Below are 13,797 nucleotides of genomic sequence, written 5' to 3' on the forward strand. Positions count from 1 at the left end.
TTGCGAAAAAGGCGTAGATTCTACGCCCATTCTAAGGTCAAGTATGCACATACTTGTCTAGCTTTTCAAGACTATTCGTTTAAAAGCTTTTCTTCTTTTTTCATTGATTTTTCAAGCTCGTCAATGCGTGCGTCAATTGTATTGCGATTGTAGGATTGCGTAACCTCTTTTTCTAGTCGCTCAAGATATGAATCAATTTCGACGAATTTAGAGTAGGATTTCTCTGAAAAAGCATCATTATCCATTACGCGATTGATACGGTGGTTCGCTCTCGATACATTTTCACGACCCATTAATTCCATTCTACGAAGGTGCATATCCTTTAATTTGTGCTTCATTTCTTCATATTTATTTTCAAGGTTTTGTAGCTCAGTTGCCGCTTCATTTAATGTGTTCTTTATACGAGTCGCACGCTCTTCATAGTGGTTCGCTTCCTGGAACGCGAACTGGTGTAACTCCTGCTCTCCAGCTTTTGCAGCGATATCAGCCTGCGCTTTGCGTTTTTCCGAAAGGTCTGCTGCTTGCTGATATTCGCGAGCAAATTCATCCTTTAATTGATATTGACGTTCAATCAGCTTACGAACCTTATCTGTTTCCTGTTCACATTCACGTAGATATTGATTAAGTAGAGCAATCGGATTTTTCTTTTCCTTATGATCTAAAGCCTCATTTAAGTCTGCTAAAACAGTATTTTTAATACGAGTGAATAGGTTTGTCATGTTCGATCTCTCCTTATTTTTTTATTAATATTATTTATTTAACTCTGACCATTGTTTTTCGAAGTTTTGGAATGGGTCGTTGTCATCTCTGATGACTTTTTTTGTTCCGTTCCATTTTTTGTAGACGACATACAGGACATACGCAGCTGCAACTCCGATAATGGCAGGTGCATTTGATGCGGCTGTGAGTAATAAGAAGACACCCAAAATACCAAGAGCAATTTTCCCCCCTACAGATTCTGTTTTTAAGAATTGTTTAAAGACAAAGTACAGGATCGCAAGACTAACAATTAACCCCACAATCGGACCAACATTTGCAATTAAAATTGATGCTGCGATAACTCCTATTAAAAGCAACCCGAATTTTTTCATTTTGTTGTTGCCTCCTTTCATGTTTCCATCTTACCTAGAATTCAAGCTTTTCATAACGAGCCTGAGCTTTATTTTCAGATCGGTCTTGAGGCTTAGTTGGAGGTCGGACTTGGTTATTGAGGGGTTACATAAAGAGTTTTAATCTGACACGATCGATCCCACCAAAAACAAAAAAATGCCGGAATCACCCGGCATTTCATCATTTCGATATAAACATTTGCGTCCAATAGTACCGCTTCGAGCCACCTTCAGCATACCCAACACCAATCTCTGTATAACCAGCGTTCAAAATATTAGCGCGGTGCCCCTCACTATTCATCCAAGCCTGCACTACTTGTGCTGGCGTTGTTTGACCTGCAGCAATATTCTCTCCTGCACTTCGATAGGAAAGCCCAAAGCTTTTAATCATCGTAAAAGGAGAGCCATACGTTGGACTCGTATGGGAGAAATAATTCTTATCCCGCATATCTGCTGACTTATAACGTGCGACGCGGGAAAGCTCCCAATTGGCCTTCAATGGCTTTAAGCCATACTTTGCCCGCTCTTGGTTCGTCAATTGAATTACCTGATTCTCGATTGATTTTGTCGCATCATAATTTGGAATGGTGATCTTTTGACCTGGATAAATCAATGCAGGATTTTTAATTTGCGGGTTGGCAGAGATGATTTCAGATAACCCTACCTGGTACCACACTGAGATCTTCCACATCGAATCTCCCGGACTGACCGTATGTACTTGTTGAGCATGAGAAATCGTCGGAACAGTCACCAATGCTACTAACAATGAAATACTTAATACTAATTTTTTCAGCATTCACTACACCTCCTCTGATGATAGAATTCATCAAAAAGGAGAAATCATACATGGTTGTTATATCCAAGTTCAATGAAAAAGGGAATACTTCTATAACAATTAACGGTTAACTTGCTAATTACTAAGTTTTTTCCTGAGAAAGGATAGAAAGTCATGGTTTTTGTAAGTGTCTTATTATGTTAAATTAAATATAGAAATTGGGGGAAAATTTGTATTCGGGTACTTGTTTTAGAAGTATTTTAAGCACTTATTAAAAGGAGATAATTTATGGTAGAAAAGAACAGAGAAATTGACGAGGTTAATAAGTTTATTTTGAATTTACCACCAGATATTCAAAACATTGCGATTTCTTTAAGAAAAATCATTCTTAATACTTCGACAGAGCTTATAGAAGAGTATAAATGGTCTATGCCTAATTATTCTTACAATGGATTAGTTTGCTATCTCCAAACTGCTAAGAACCATGTTAATCTTGGTTTTCATAGAGGAAATGAACTTCAAGAGAAAGACGTTAATAAGTTATTACAAGGGACAGGTAAAGCTTTAAGGTATATTAGAATTAAAAAACTGGAAGAAGTACAACCAGAAGCCTTCACTTCGCTTATTCTGGAAGCAATGAGATTGAATGAATAATATCGTCGTGAATAGAAGAGCACCTTTTTACTTAGGTTGCGTCTTAATGAAATGTTTTGCTATACTATGTTCCAGTTTTTTTAACTAGCTCGGTAAGATTTTCACTTCGATCTGGTACTGTGATGCATTCAAAAAAATTAAAATAAAACGCTTAGGTTCATTTTGAAATGAATGAACCTAGCGTTTATTAAAAATAATGCACTAACTCTATTCTTCTCTTTATCCCCTATTCTTTAAGCTTTCTTTTGGAGATTACAACCCCATCTTCATCTGCATACACATAATCACCAGGATTCCATTTGACATCTAGAAAGCTTAAAGAGATATTCTTCTCCCCTTTTCCTTCTTTATTGCTTTTTAACGGATTCGTCCCTAATGCGAAAATGCCCACATCCAATTTAGCTAACTCAGCTGAATCACGCACACAGCCGTAAATAATCACACCAGCTAATCCTCGTTCTTGCGCGATTTCTCCCAATCGGTCTCCCATTAGTGCACAGCGCTTTGAACCACCGCCATCGACCACTAATACACTGCCTTCAGGAATTATTTCTAATGCACTTTTCACCAAGACATTATCCTCGAATACCTGCACCGTTTCAATGGGGCCAGAAAACTGTTTCTTTTTCCCATAGGATTGAAAAGCAGAGCCAACGATCTGTAGTTCTTTAGAAAAATCATCACATAAATCTGCCGTTCTCACACTCATATTCATCCCCCTTACACTCTTTTCCCTACTAATTCTTGAAGACACTCAAGAAATCCTCTTCTTTATCGACATTTCCTTGCATATATGTGTAATGGAAGGAGGGGGTTTCATGTTATTATGGGCACTCACAACGATCGGATTTCTCATTAGTCTTTTCATTGTTGGTTGGATTTTTATCCATTTCTTAAGAAAAGCTCTTCCGACTGAAGATTCCACAACCGTTGACAAACTTCCGAAGAATCAAGATTAAGACTGCCTTTACTTGAGCAGTCTTTTTTCATGAATAAATCCCATCCAATTGGAAAAATTATCTATAATATGATTTTTGATGGAGGGTTAAGATGGTGGGAAATTATGAAATGCCTACTTTTCCAGAGTCCTATTGGAGAAAGTATCCATTACCGATTTTTAATAAGTTAACAGAAGATCAAACATTTGATGTCGCAATTATTGGTGGAGGAATTACCGGAATTACAGCAGGCTATCTTTTAGCAAAAGAAGGGGTTAAGGTAGCCATAGTTGAAGCGGGTCGAATTTTAACAGGAACAACCGGTCATACAACTGCGAAAATCACAGCGCAGCATAACATCATTTACGATGAGCTCATAAGTCATTTTGGTGAAGAAAAGGCACGACTTTATTATGACGCAAATCATGGCGCTCTGAACTTCATCCGAAAAACGATTCAGACACATCATATTGATTGTGATTACAGCGATCAGGATGCCATAATTTATGCATCAACCGATCAAGGCAAAGTCAAAGTTGAGAAAGAAGCCAAAGCTTATCAAAAGCTTGGCATTACAAGTACAACAGTTAACAGCCTTCTTCTTGATATCGATATTCAAAATGGTTTAGTGATGCATAATCAGGGTCAGTTTCATCCCTTAAAATACCTACATAAGCTTGTCCAATTATTTGTCGAGGCTGGAGGAACAATTTACGAAAATACAGCAGCAATGGACATTGATGACGGGGAGCGTCCACAGGTCATGCTCCGTAACGGAAAAAAAATCAATTGTGACTATATTATTGCCGCATCTCATTTTCCTTTTTGCGACAAAAAAGGGCTCTATTTTGCGAGAATGTATGTAGAAAGAGCCTATATTCTTGCTGTAAAAACAAAAAAACTATTTCCTGGTGGCATGTATATTAGTGCCGATTCCCCAACCCGCTCCCTTCGTTGTACCCCTATGAATGGAGAGGAATTGGTGTTAATTAGTGGAGATGGTCATAAGACAGGACAAGGAATCGATACACTTAAGCACTACCAAGCACTCGAACAGTTTGGCGCTCAAGTTCTTGGCATTGAAAATTACTTATATCGTTGGTCCGCTCAGGATATGTACACATTAGACAAAGTTCCTTATGTCGGTTCAATTCTCGAGAGTCAACCTCGCATACTCATTGCGACCGGCTATAGAAAATGGGGGATGACGAATGGTACATCTGCCGCAATGCTTCTAAAGGATACGATTTTAGACAAAGTAAATCCGTATAAAGATCTTTATTCGCCACATCGATTCCATGCGGATCCAGATGTAAAAAAATTTATCAGTACCAATCTCGATGTTGCAAAAAATCTAATTAAAGGAAAACTTGAATTCATTCCTAATCACCCAGATGATTTAGAAAATGATGAGGGCTCCCCGGTTATGGTCAATGGCAAGCGGGCTGCTGCCTATCGGGACATGGAAGGCAAGCTCCATCTTGTCGATGGAACGTGTACTCACTTAGGATGTGAAGTTGAATGGAATCATGGAGATCGAACCTGGGATTGCCCTTGCCATGGTTCAAGATACTCTGTGGATGGAGAGGTCATAGACGGTCCAGCCGTTAAGCCTCTAGCAAAATTGGAAGAATAGGCAAATTAAGAAAAACTGACTCAGGCACCAAGTCCTGAGTCAGTTTTCTAATCTTCTATTCTTTTTTGATTTCTTTCGGCTTTTGGCGTGAATTCCACAAGCTCAGAACTCACCTTTTGGTTTTTTGCATTTTTATTACGCTCGGCATTGGCATTGCCCTTTTTTTGACGTCCCAACTACCTCAACTCCTTCATTCGTTGTCATTGGTAGTATGAGTTTTCTTTGCAAAAAATATTTATCTTCGCGCGTCAGGGCTAACAATATCCCCTTTGAAAAACACTTTACGCTCGACAGAAATATTTAATTCACGGCAGAATTTCTTTAGTTCACGTTCTTCACGTTCTGTCACAAGAGAAATCACTGTTCCATCTGCTCCAAATCGGCCAGTACGACCTGAACGATGAACATATTGCTCAATGTCCTGAGGGAAATCTAAATGGACAACGTGAGTGACCCCTTTAATATCGAGACCTCTTGCTGCAACATCCGTTGCCAACAGCATGTTCACTTTTCCTGTACGGAAATCCTTTAAGGCATTTTTTCGTTTATCCTTGTTTAAATCACTATGAAGAAGGGCTGTCTCAATGCCATTAAAAGCCAGCTTTTCTCCCGCGACCGTTAAGTTTCCAATATCCTTGATAAAAACAAGAGCCTTCGCTTCAGGTAATCGGGACACTTTTTCCAACAGCTTGAGCTTTTCTCTTTGCTCAGCAATAAAATAAATATGCTCGACTTTCCCAGCTTGAATCGTTTCATCCTTCTCAATACGAATGACTTCAGGATCCTTCATTAAGTCCTTCGCTTCTTTTTCAACATACTTGGACAAAGTTGCCGAAAACAGAACGACTTGACGGTCCGCTAAAGCCGAACGAATAATATTCTGAACGGTTGGCAGATGTTCATGGGTTAAAAGCTGATCCCCTTCATCTAACACGATCGTTTTTACTTCGTGCATCTTAACCTTTTTTTGTTTAATTAACTCGAATAGGCGTCCAGGCGTCCCCGCGATAATTTGAGGATTTTTCTTCAGCTTTTCTAGTTGTCTTTTGACGTTCGCTCCGCCTATAAACGACGCAGATCGAATGCCACTACCTTCACTCCATTTTTGCACTTCCTGTAAAATTTGCATCACAAGCTCTTGGGATGAAGCTAAAATAACCACTTGAATCGATTTTTTATCTGGATCGATTTTATTTAAGACTGGCAATAAATAAGCAAGTGTTTTTCCAGTTCCCGTAGGAGATTCAGCAAGAACATCCTTTCCCTCTAAAATTAATGGAATGGCAGATGTTTGAACCTGTGTCGGTTGTCCAAATTGTTCTTTTTCCCATACAGCTTGGATAAAGGGCTTCATTTCTGTTTGTACTAATTCACTCATTTTGTACTCCTTTAATTTTTCTATTCTTAAGGCTACTTTCAAGGACTAATACATGAAATATAGCATTTCTTTTTGAGATACCATTACTCGATTCTCTAATCATTTGAAAAAATTAAGAATTGAGCCACTCTTAAAGATACAGAAAAAAGGAGGAAAAAGCTAGGCAATCCTTTTAATCCTCCACATCCTTCTTAGGCAATTCTGAAATAAAGCTCTTATTCCTTGTACCAGATCTACGGAGAGCGATCTTAACATTCACATCAACATCTGCTCGAGAAAATTCTTCATTCCAATGCCCAAGTACCTTTTTTGCTTTTTTATAATGCTGTCGATTGAGTGCTTCACCAAAACCAAAAATATCAACACCAAAATCATTTTGAACCTTTTTAATCGTTTCAGTAATCATATTCTTGATCTGCTTGTCGCTCCGCTTCTCCAATTCTGTGTAAATTTCTTTACTAGACAAGTCCTTCTGACATTGCATGCTATTAATACTTGCCTCGGAAAAAATATTAAGCTCTAACTGCGGCTGATTCCCTTTGTAGTACGTTTTCATTTCTGATTTATTATTGGTAATAACAATATCAAAGTAAAGGGGATTATTTTTATCCCCGTCCTCTTCACAAGGAATACTGATCATCGTCGATTCTAATTTTTGTGTCCATAAATAATTCCGAGTATCATCTAATGATAAATAACCAATTAATTTGTCTTTCTTAAACACAGCTAATCCATCAAGCATAATTCTAGCCGGTGCCTTCACTTCCATATTGCTTTCGGCATTTTGTCCTTTTTCAGGATCTCCATCAATAACAACCGTACTTGCGACAGGGCTACGTCCTTCCGCAATAATTGCATCAATAAAATCAGTCAAACGAACCCTTGGGTCGCCTCCCCAACTTTTCAAGAGGGATTTAATGGACTTTTGAACTTTCAATGAAGGTACTCGTTCAACAGGATCATTAATCATTGCAAAGTCACTAGCACTATTATTTTTCGTAATTAAGATATTGAAATCGTTTCTAAATTGAGGACTCCGTTCCAAAGAATCTAAAAAATGGCTCACCCCATCTTCTTTAGCAACTTTTTCATTAATATATAGGGCTCTAGTATGAGAGAATATAAGTCTTCTACTCACGCCTACATTCATTTTAGCGGAGATTTCTGGAAGAGAATTTCCTTCCAATGTCATGATCGAAACAGGCGCACCATGGGCAGGATTTTGCTTGGAATACTGGGCAGGATTCACATATCCCACAGTTAATCGATACTTTTTCTCCTTCCCAGGATCGATCGCCATTCCTGTAACTATGGCGATATCATTTAACTCGATACTATCCCAACAGCCCGTAAGAATTACAGATGCGGCACACAGGAGAAAAAGAAGCCTTTTCTTCACTTGCCTCCCCCCCTTGCTGGTGGTGGAGAAGGGATGTTTTTCCCTTTCTTTTTCATTGGGGATTCTGGGTATAAATAAGATGGTCGCTTTCGATTCGCCCAAATCGGAAATCTAACAAAAATATCATCCTGTTCTTTAATATTAAATGGAGCAACTGCTGCCAAATATGGGACGCCAAAGGAACGTAAGCTCACAAGATGGATCACCATTACTATGAGAAATAATAGTACTCCGTATAGTCCGAAAATAGCTGAAAAGAGAATCAGAATAAACCGAAGCAATCTGGTCGAAATGGAAAAATTATAAATTGGGGACACGAAGCTTGCTATTGCTGTGAACGCGACAATAATGACTAAAACGTTTGAAACTAGCCCAGCCTCAACCGCCGCCTGGCCGATGACCAATGCACCTACAATGGAAACAGTTTGTCCTACCGCTCTTGGCATCCGTACTCCCGCTTCTCGCATAATTTCAAATGTTAGTTCCATCACAAAAATTTCAATTACAGCCGGAAAAGGAACCCCCTCTCTCTGTGCTTGAATACTCAATAATAATTGTGTTGGCATGAGCTCTTGATGAAAGGTGGACAAAGCTACATAAAGGGATGGAAGGACTAAAGCGATCATAAAAGACATATAACGGATTAAGCGTACAAAGCTCGACATTAAAAATGGTTGATAATAATCCTCGGAGGACTCAAAAAAGTCAGTCAGCACACTCGGTACAGTCAGTACAAAAGGGCTTCCATCTAGAATCAAGGCCACTTTCCCTTCCATAATGTGGCCACATATACTATCCGGTCTTTCTGTATTAAAAATGAGCGGAAAAGGTGTAAAAGATTTATCAGAAATAAGCTCTTCAATATTCCCAGAATCAAGTACTCCCCCTATATCGATTTTCTCAATTCTTTTTTTAACTTCTTCCAAAATATCCGCATTCGTAATCGTCGACATATATCCAATTACAAGATGTGTTTTTGTATCCCTACCGACATAAAAGCTTTCAAATTTCAAATGAGGATTTCTGATTCTTTTTCGAATTAAACTAATATTCGTGTTGATATCTTCTGTAAAAGCTTCCTTCGGACCGCGAATAATCGTTTGCGTACTTGGTTCTGTAATGGCCCGCTTCTCAATATTGCCAATTTCTAGAGAAAGTGCCTTCCCTTGACCATCCACCATGATGACCGCATAACCGTTTAAAACATTCCACACAACCGTATGAAAGGTATCCGCATATTCATAGGAAACGGTTGGAAAATAATTATCTCGAATCGAATTAATATCCTTAGGCTTTGGATGATCATTTTGTGGATGTAGACTATTTAGCACCTTGTTTGTAAGAGTATCCTTACTTAACATTGTGCCTAAATAACAGACACATGCATCTGTATCACCAAGTTTAATTTTATCGACTGTGAAGTCAAAAGAATGCTCAAAAAGCTCTTGTATTTGCTTTATGTTCTTGTCTAAGCTTTTGTAATATTTCTTTGATATATTTTCCTGCTGAAATAATTCTTCCGCAGTTATTTTATTATTATTCTTATGTTTTCTTCGATTAAATAAAAAATCAGCGAGACCCATTTGCGTCCGATCTCCTTTTTTGTTTTTTTACCTTCCAGATAAGAAGAGGTGCCATGAGAATCGGAATGATAATCTGAAATGGAATATGCATATACAGAGGGATAAAACGAATGCCCTCTTCAATATGTTCAGCATTATTGGCACTGATTTGAATGGCGATGTAGCCAATAATCATGGAAACCGGGAATACCAAGTATCGATATGGAATGTTCATGATGTGTTCAAGTCCTTTTAGACCACCAAATAAAAACACACTGACTTTTGTGATAATCCCAAACATAACGACGAATACAATGACTAAATCGACCCGCTCAATGAATTCAAGCAAAGAGATTTCTCGTGCAGCTGAAAGCAATGGAAAAACCGTTCTCTCCATTTGTCTAGCTCCTAAAGATGCGATTTCAATCACCGTTCCGTAAATGATAATGAAACCACTGATAAGAACCGTGAACACACTCACCTTTGCAGCTTTTGCAAAATGAGAAACATATGGAATAATGACCATGAATGTAACTAACTCACCGAATGGAAAAGTGAGTAGTCTTGGAAAGACATGCTTGAGAATAGGTCCCAAGCCATCCCCTAAAATCGGAAGCAAATTCTTCATTTGAAATTCACCTGAAAACAAGATAGCTAATCCAATTAAAATAATGAAGGTGAAAACGTAAGGAATAAATACTTCTCCTGTTCGTCCAAATACTTCAAGACCTAAATAGAGCATGTACGCACATATTCCCACCATCGTAATCGATATAACCTCAATAGGTGTGTTTTCGAAAATGACTGATGTGATAAGTTCACAAAAGTCTCTTAAAACCCTGGCTGAAATATATAAAAAATAATAAACATATAATAACCCAATGATTTTCCCTAACCATTTTCCAAAGCAAAATGTAATCATTTCGAATAAATTTCTGCCTGGAAGCTGCTTTAAAAGATACACATAGAACCAAACAAGTCCCGCACCCAAAACAGTTGCGACACCCACTGCTATCCAAGCATCTTGTTTGGTGTCTGTCCCAACACCTACTACTGCGACACTACCAATTTCAAAAGTAAACATTAATACCGCAAGCTGCCATAATGAAATATTTTCTACGAGTTTTTTACTCATGATTGCTGTGACCTTTTTTTCTTCCTAATGCGATAATCCGATGCGATGCTATAAATAAAACCGGCAGCTGCTGTTGCAATGACGTATCCTTCATTCGCCCCTTCATCTAAGGCGAAAAGTTTGGAGACGCATTGATAAAAAGATTGTTGCCATATAAACATATCGATAAGTGCTATCATTAGTAAAAGTCCAGAAAATATCATTGTAAATGTGAAAGTCACCACTCTGATCATCCTATTTTTCAGCATTATTGTACTTCCTACTTTTTGCTTCTTGTTCCATATTCTTCTCAGAAAATTGGTTATTTATGTAAAGGTCTTTCGTTATACATAAAAAAGAGACTTTGCTCCTAAATACGGAGAAAGTCTCTTTTGGTAGGGAAACTGTTTGTTTGATTTCTTTGATTAGTGTCTTCATGAGCTCTTCATGTAGACTCTATTTACTGGTTTACTCGGAATAGTGTCTTCATGGGCTCTTCATGCGGACTCTATTTGCTCGTTCACTCTGTATAGTGTCTTCATGGGCCCTTCATGTGGACTCTATTTACTGGTTTACTCAGATTAGTGTCTTCATGGGCTCTTTATGCGGACTCTATTTGCTTGTTCACTTTGTATAGTGTCTTCATGGGCTCTTCATGCGGACTCTGTTTGCTGATTCACTCTGTATAGTGTCTTCATGAGCTCTTCATGCGGACTCTGTTTGCTGATTCACTCTGTATAGTGTCTTCATGAGCTCTTCATGCGGACTCTATTTGCTCGTTCACTCTGTATAGTGTCTTCATGGGCTCTTCATGTGGACTCTATTTACTGGTTTACTCAGATTAGTGTCTTCATGGGCTCTTCATGCAGACTCTATTTACTGGTTTACTCGGAATAGTGTCTTCATGGGCTCTTCATGCAGACTCTAAAAGAGACTTCCCTCCGTTATGGAGAACGTCTCTTAAATCATAGTCTCGATCTTTTATATACTTTTGGAGGTAGCTTGGACTTGCGAATCAATTGATTAATAACCTCAGAAAAAACAAGACCAAGGGCGATGGCCCCTGAGATCAATCCAGCTTTCGCAGCCAAACTGATGGCTAAATTGTAATCATTTTCAACAAAGTTTCTCATGGCGTCATAAGCTAATCCTCCAGGAACAAGCGGGATAATGCCAGCAACATTGAAGATGATAATCGGCGTTTTATACATCCTTGCAAAAGTCTGGCTGATTAATGCCACAATAAATGAGCCTGCAAGAGAGGCAGGAACTGCATCTACTCCAAAATTGGTCATCACAACATAGATAAACCAACCTGACATGCCAACAATCCCACATTTGATTAAGGAATCCTTTTGCGCATTAAAAATAATGCCAAACGCTGCGGTTGAAATAAAGCTCGTAATGAGCTGTTCAATAATCATATACATTACTCTCCTACAAAAAAGTTAAGACGACTGCGACACCTGAACCAATCGCAAAGGCCGTTAATAAAGCTTCGGCTCCCTTTGACAGACCTGATACAAGATGCCCCGCCATTAAATCACGAACAGCATTCGTCAAGACCAGTCCAGGTACAAGTGGCATGACAGAACCAATGATAATTTTATCAAGCTCATAGCCCCAGCCAACGGAGACAAAAAATAGAGAAAGAAGCGCAATAATCAATGAAGCCACAAATTCAGCAAAAAACTTGATCGGAACTAGACTCTGAGCCAATATAAAGGAAACCAATCCTGTACCACCAGCAATTACCGCTGGTAAGAAATCAACCCAAGTTCCCTTAAACATAATTAAGAAACATCCACTGGCAATCGCTGCAGCGAGTACTTGCAGCTTTACAGAATACTCTACGCCAGATTTCTCAATCTCTTTTAGGGCATGATAGGCCTCAGCCATCGCTAGTTCCTTACTCGTAATTTTTCTCGATATGCTATTAACCAATGTAACCTTATGTAAATCAGTGGTACGATTCGTGATGCGAAACAGCTTTGTTTTCGTCGGTTGTTCACTTTCAATGGAAAAAATAATGCCTGTTGGAGTGACATAGCTGTGAGATTCCTTCGCCCCAAACGCTTGGGCCATTCTCATCATCGTATCCTCGACACGATAGGTCTCCGCTCCACTCTCAAGCATGATTTTTCCTGCAAGTAGACACACTTCCATCACGTCATACGTGTATTCCTGTTGAATCGTCATATCTTTTCCCCTTGAAAAAATAATTTTAAACCAATTTCAAAAAGGCTCCTGAGAAATTGATCTCCTAAATATGTATTATCATAATATCAAACTAGACGAATGACAATTTTACAGAAATTTTTCACAGTCACTTGTCATTCACTACCAAACTTCTTTACACTAATAAAGAGGTGAATACAGATGGATTTTACAAAAATAAAAGTAATCGTATTCGATTTAGACGGCACATTATATGAAGACACGCACCATTTCGAATTTCAAGCAGCGCGTCTAAAGGAAAAACTCCCGTTGGAAAAGCAGTCATTGTTTGAAAAAGACTTTCTAGCAGTAAAAGAAAATAAGCACCCTCTACGCATCGGGCGAATTTATGATGCCCTGCGAGACCTAATCTTAGTTTATTTAGATAATCATGTACAGGAAGCGTATGATTGGGACGGCAATAAGCTTCCAGACGAAAAGGTGAAGGAACTGTATCCTGAACCGATTGAATTTAATCTGGAGACGATGGTAAATGTCGGAGACCCGTGGTGGACTTCTACCTCCATTGCGGTCCACTATGGACTTAATAGCAAACAGAGTTATCAAGCCTTTTTAGAAACAAGGGCATATATGATGGGACCAGACTTTGAAATGGAACCGATAGAAGGCTTTAAAGAGGCGTTGGAAGGCATACATAGCAAAGTAAAGCTTGTTTTATTAACAAATAGTCCACAACCAGATAGTGAAGCGATTTTAACAAAAATCGGGCTTGATCAAGTACTCGATTTTAAAATTTTTAATGGTGAAAAACCAACCCGTACAATCGAAAGGTTTGAATTTGTCAAAAATCATTTCAACGTTCAGTATGATGAAATCCTTAGCGTTGGGGACAATTGGATCAACGAAATCCATCCCGTCCAATCACTTGGCTGTATGACAATTTTTATTGACCCTCATGGCTTAGGAAACGAGACTTCTGCTGACCTTGTCGTAAAACGAATGGGTGAAGTCATCCCGTTGTTGCGAGCAGAGCAATTTATAGGTTAATAAAAAC

General features: G+C 38.6%; 16 protein-coding genes. 4 read left to right on the forward strand and 12 right to left on the reverse strand.

The genetic code is table 11. The features are described from left to right. Positions 1 to 71: 71 nt before the first annotated feature. The 3 genes from FA727_RS15195 to safA form a co-directional block, all read right to left on the reverse strand. Positions 72 to 719 (reverse strand): PspA/IM30 family protein, encoded by a 648-nt coding sequence (locus FA727_RS15195; RefSeq protein ID WP_136832213.1) that lies wholly within the window; start codon positions 717 to 719, stop codon positions 72 to 74. A 30-nt stretch (positions 720 to 749) separates the two neighbouring features. Next, a complete protein-coding gene (locus tag FA727_RS15200; RefSeq protein ID WP_136832215.1) occupies positions 750 to 1,091 on the reverse strand; it encodes a lmo0954 family membrane protein in 342 nt (113 codons plus the stop codon). Between the two features lie 199 nt (positions 1,092 to 1,290). Next, on the reverse strand, positions 1,291 to 1,905 hold the full coding sequence (safA, locus tag FA727_RS15205) for a SafA/ExsA family spore coat assembly protein (RefSeq protein ID WP_136832217.1): 615 nt from the start codon (positions 1,903 to 1,905) through the stop codon (positions 1,291 to 1,293). Positions 1,906 to 2,172: 267 nt separating this feature from the next. On the opposite strand from safA, the gene FA727_RS15210 reads away from it, so the two are divergent. Further along, positions 2,173 to 2,538 (forward strand): DUF1801 domain-containing protein, encoded by a 366-nt coding sequence (locus tag FA727_RS15210; protein WP_136832219.1) that lies wholly within the window; start codon positions 2,173 to 2,175, stop codon positions 2,536 to 2,538. 226 nt (positions 2,539 to 2,764) lie between these two features. Here the strand turns inward: FA727_RS15210 and rraA are convergent, their stop codons facing one another. Then, complete coding sequence (rraA, locus tag FA727_RS15215) at positions 2,765 to 3,247, reverse strand: ribonuclease E activity regulator RraA (protein ID WP_136832221.1); 483 nt, start codon at positions 3,245 to 3,247, stop codon at positions 2,765 to 2,767. Positions 3,248 to 3,356: 109 nt separating this feature from the next. Between rraA and FA727_RS24435 the strand changes: the two genes are divergently transcribed. Together FA727_RS24435 and FA727_RS15220 are read left to right on the forward strand one after the other, a co-directional pair. Continuing rightward, complete coding sequence (locus FA727_RS24435) at positions 3,357 to 3,497, forward strand: hypothetical protein (RefSeq protein WP_170209277.1); 141 nt, start codon at positions 3,357 to 3,359, stop codon at positions 3,495 to 3,497. Between the two features lie 91 nt (positions 3,498 to 3,588). After that, on the forward strand, positions 3,589 to 5,112 hold the full coding sequence (locus tag FA727_RS15220; protein ID WP_246041908.1) for an FAD-dependent oxidoreductase: 1,524 nt from the start codon (positions 3,589 to 3,591) through the stop codon (positions 5,110 to 5,112). Between the two features lie 47 nt (positions 5,113 to 5,159). On the opposite strand, the gene FA727_RS24970 is transcribed toward FA727_RS15220, so the two are convergent. The 8 genes from FA727_RS24970 to FA727_RS15255 form a co-directional block, all read right to left on the reverse strand. Beyond that, on the reverse strand, positions 5,160 to 5,288 hold the full coding sequence (locus tag FA727_RS24970) for a hypothetical protein (RefSeq protein ID WP_281280902.1): 129 nt from the start codon (positions 5,286 to 5,288) through the stop codon (positions 5,160 to 5,162). Between the two features lie 59 nt (positions 5,289 to 5,347). Next, complete coding sequence (locus tag FA727_RS15225; protein ID WP_136832223.1) at positions 5,348 to 6,490, reverse strand: DEAD/DEAH box helicase; 1,143 nt, start codon at positions 6,488 to 6,490, stop codon at positions 5,348 to 5,350. Between the two features lie 172 nt (positions 6,491 to 6,662). Next, positions 6,663 to 7,889 carry a Ger(x)C family spore germination protein gene (locus FA727_RS15230; RefSeq protein WP_158318883.1) on the reverse strand — a complete coding sequence of 409 codons (1,227 nt, stop codon included), beginning with the start codon at positions 7,887 to 7,889 and terminating at the stop codon, positions 6,663 to 6,665. Then, positions 7,886 to 9,472, reverse strand: a complete 1,587-nt coding sequence (locus tag FA727_RS15235; protein WP_136832227.1) for a spore germination protein — start codon at positions 9,470 to 9,472, stop codon at positions 7,886 to 7,888. The genes FA727_RS15230 and FA727_RS15235 overlap by 4 nt, the downstream gene beginning before the upstream one ends. Further along, entirely contained in the window at positions 9,459 to 10,586 is a 1,128-nt protein-coding gene (locus FA727_RS15240; protein WP_136832229.1) for a GerAB/ArcD/ProY family transporter, read from the reverse strand. The genes FA727_RS15235 and FA727_RS15240 overlap by 14 nt, the downstream gene beginning before the upstream one ends. Continuing rightward, a complete protein-coding gene (locus FA727_RS15245; RefSeq protein ID WP_136832231.1) occupies positions 10,583 to 10,834 on the reverse strand; it encodes a hypothetical protein in 252 nt (83 codons plus the stop codon). The genes FA727_RS15240 and FA727_RS15245 overlap by 4 nt, the downstream gene beginning before the upstream one ends. A gap of 696 nt (positions 10,835 to 11,530) precedes the next feature. Next, a complete protein-coding gene (locus FA727_RS15250) occupies positions 11,531 to 11,989 on the reverse strand; it encodes a threonine/serine exporter family protein (protein ID WP_438646629.1) in 459 nt (152 codons plus the stop codon). A gap of 13 nt (positions 11,990 to 12,002) precedes the next feature. After that, the gene (locus tag FA727_RS15255; RefSeq protein WP_136832234.1) at positions 12,003 to 12,764 is read right to left on the reverse strand and encodes a threonine/serine exporter family protein; all 762 of its coding nucleotides are present in this window, start codon (positions 12,762 to 12,764) and stop codon (positions 12,003 to 12,005) included. 180 nt (positions 12,765 to 12,944) lie between these two features. Here FA727_RS15255 and FA727_RS15260 point away from each other — a divergent pair, with 180 nt between their 5' ends. Continuing rightward, entirely contained in the window at positions 12,945 to 13,790 is an 846-nt protein-coding gene (locus FA727_RS15260; protein WP_136832236.1) for an HAD family hydrolase, read from the forward strand. Positions 13,791 to 13,797 lie beyond the last annotated feature (7 nt).

Origin of the sequence: Robertmurraya kyonggiensis (genome assembly GCF_005116465.1) — a bacterium.
In the GTDB taxonomy this organism is placed as follows: Bacteria; Bacillota; Bacilli; order Bacillales; family Cytobacillaceae; genus Robertmurraya; species Robertmurraya kyonggiensis.

What these genes read in the sequence shown, in the direction of transcription:
- FA727_RS15240 (WP_136832229.1), bottom strand. Translation starts at nt 10,586, where the DNA reads ATGAGTAAAAAACTCGTAGAAAATATTTCATTATGGCAGCTTGCGGTA.
- FA727_RS24435 (WP_170209277.1), top strand. Translation starts at nt 3,357, where the DNA reads ATGTTATTATGGGCACTCACAACGATCGGATTTCTCATTAGTCTTTTC.
- FA727_RS15260 (WP_136832236.1), top strand. Translation starts at nt 12,945, where the DNA reads ATGGATTTTACAAAAATAAAAGTAATCGTATTCGATTTAGACGGCACA.
- FA727_RS15250 (WP_438646629.1), bottom strand. Translation starts at nt 11,989, where the DNA reads ATGATTATTGAACAGCTCATTACGAGCTTTATTTCAACCGCAGCGTTT.
- FA727_RS15220 (WP_246041908.1), top strand. Translation starts at nt 3,589, where the DNA reads ATGGTGGGAAATTATGAAATGCCTACTTTTCCAGAGTCCTATTGGAGA.
- FA727_RS15210 (WP_136832219.1), top strand. Translation starts at nt 2,173, where the DNA reads ATGGTAGAAAAGAACAGAGAAATTGACGAGGTTAATAAGTTTATTTTG.
- FA727_RS15225 (WP_136832223.1), bottom strand. Translation starts at nt 6,490, where the DNA reads ATGAGTGAATTAGTACAAACAGAAATGAAGCCCTTTATCCAAGCTGTA.
- FA727_RS15200 (WP_136832215.1), bottom strand. Translation starts at nt 1,091, where the DNA reads ATGAAAAAATTCGGGTTGCTTTTAATAGGAGTTATCGCAGCATCAATT.
- FA727_RS15195 (WP_136832213.1), bottom strand. Translation starts at nt 719, where the DNA reads ATGACAAACCTATTCACTCGTATTAAAAATACTGTTTTAGCAGACTTA.
- FA727_RS15245 (WP_136832231.1), bottom strand. Translation starts at nt 10,834, where the DNA reads ATGCTGAAAAATAGGATGATCAGAGTGGTGACTTTCACATTTACAATG.
- rraA (WP_136832221.1), bottom strand. Translation starts at nt 3,247, where the DNA reads ATGAGTGTGAGAACGGCAGATTTATGTGATGATTTTTCTAAAGAACTA.
- FA727_RS15255 (WP_136832234.1), bottom strand. Translation starts at nt 12,764, where the DNA reads ATGACGATTCAACAGGAATACACGTATGACGTGATGGAAGTGTGTCTA.
- safA (WP_136832217.1), bottom strand. Translation starts at nt 1,905, where the DNA reads ATGCTGAAAAAATTAGTATTAAGTATTTCATTGTTAGTAGCATTGGTG.
- FA727_RS15235 (WP_136832227.1), bottom strand. Translation starts at nt 9,472, where the DNA reads ATGGGTCTCGCTGATTTTTTATTTAATCGAAGAAAACATAAGAATAAT.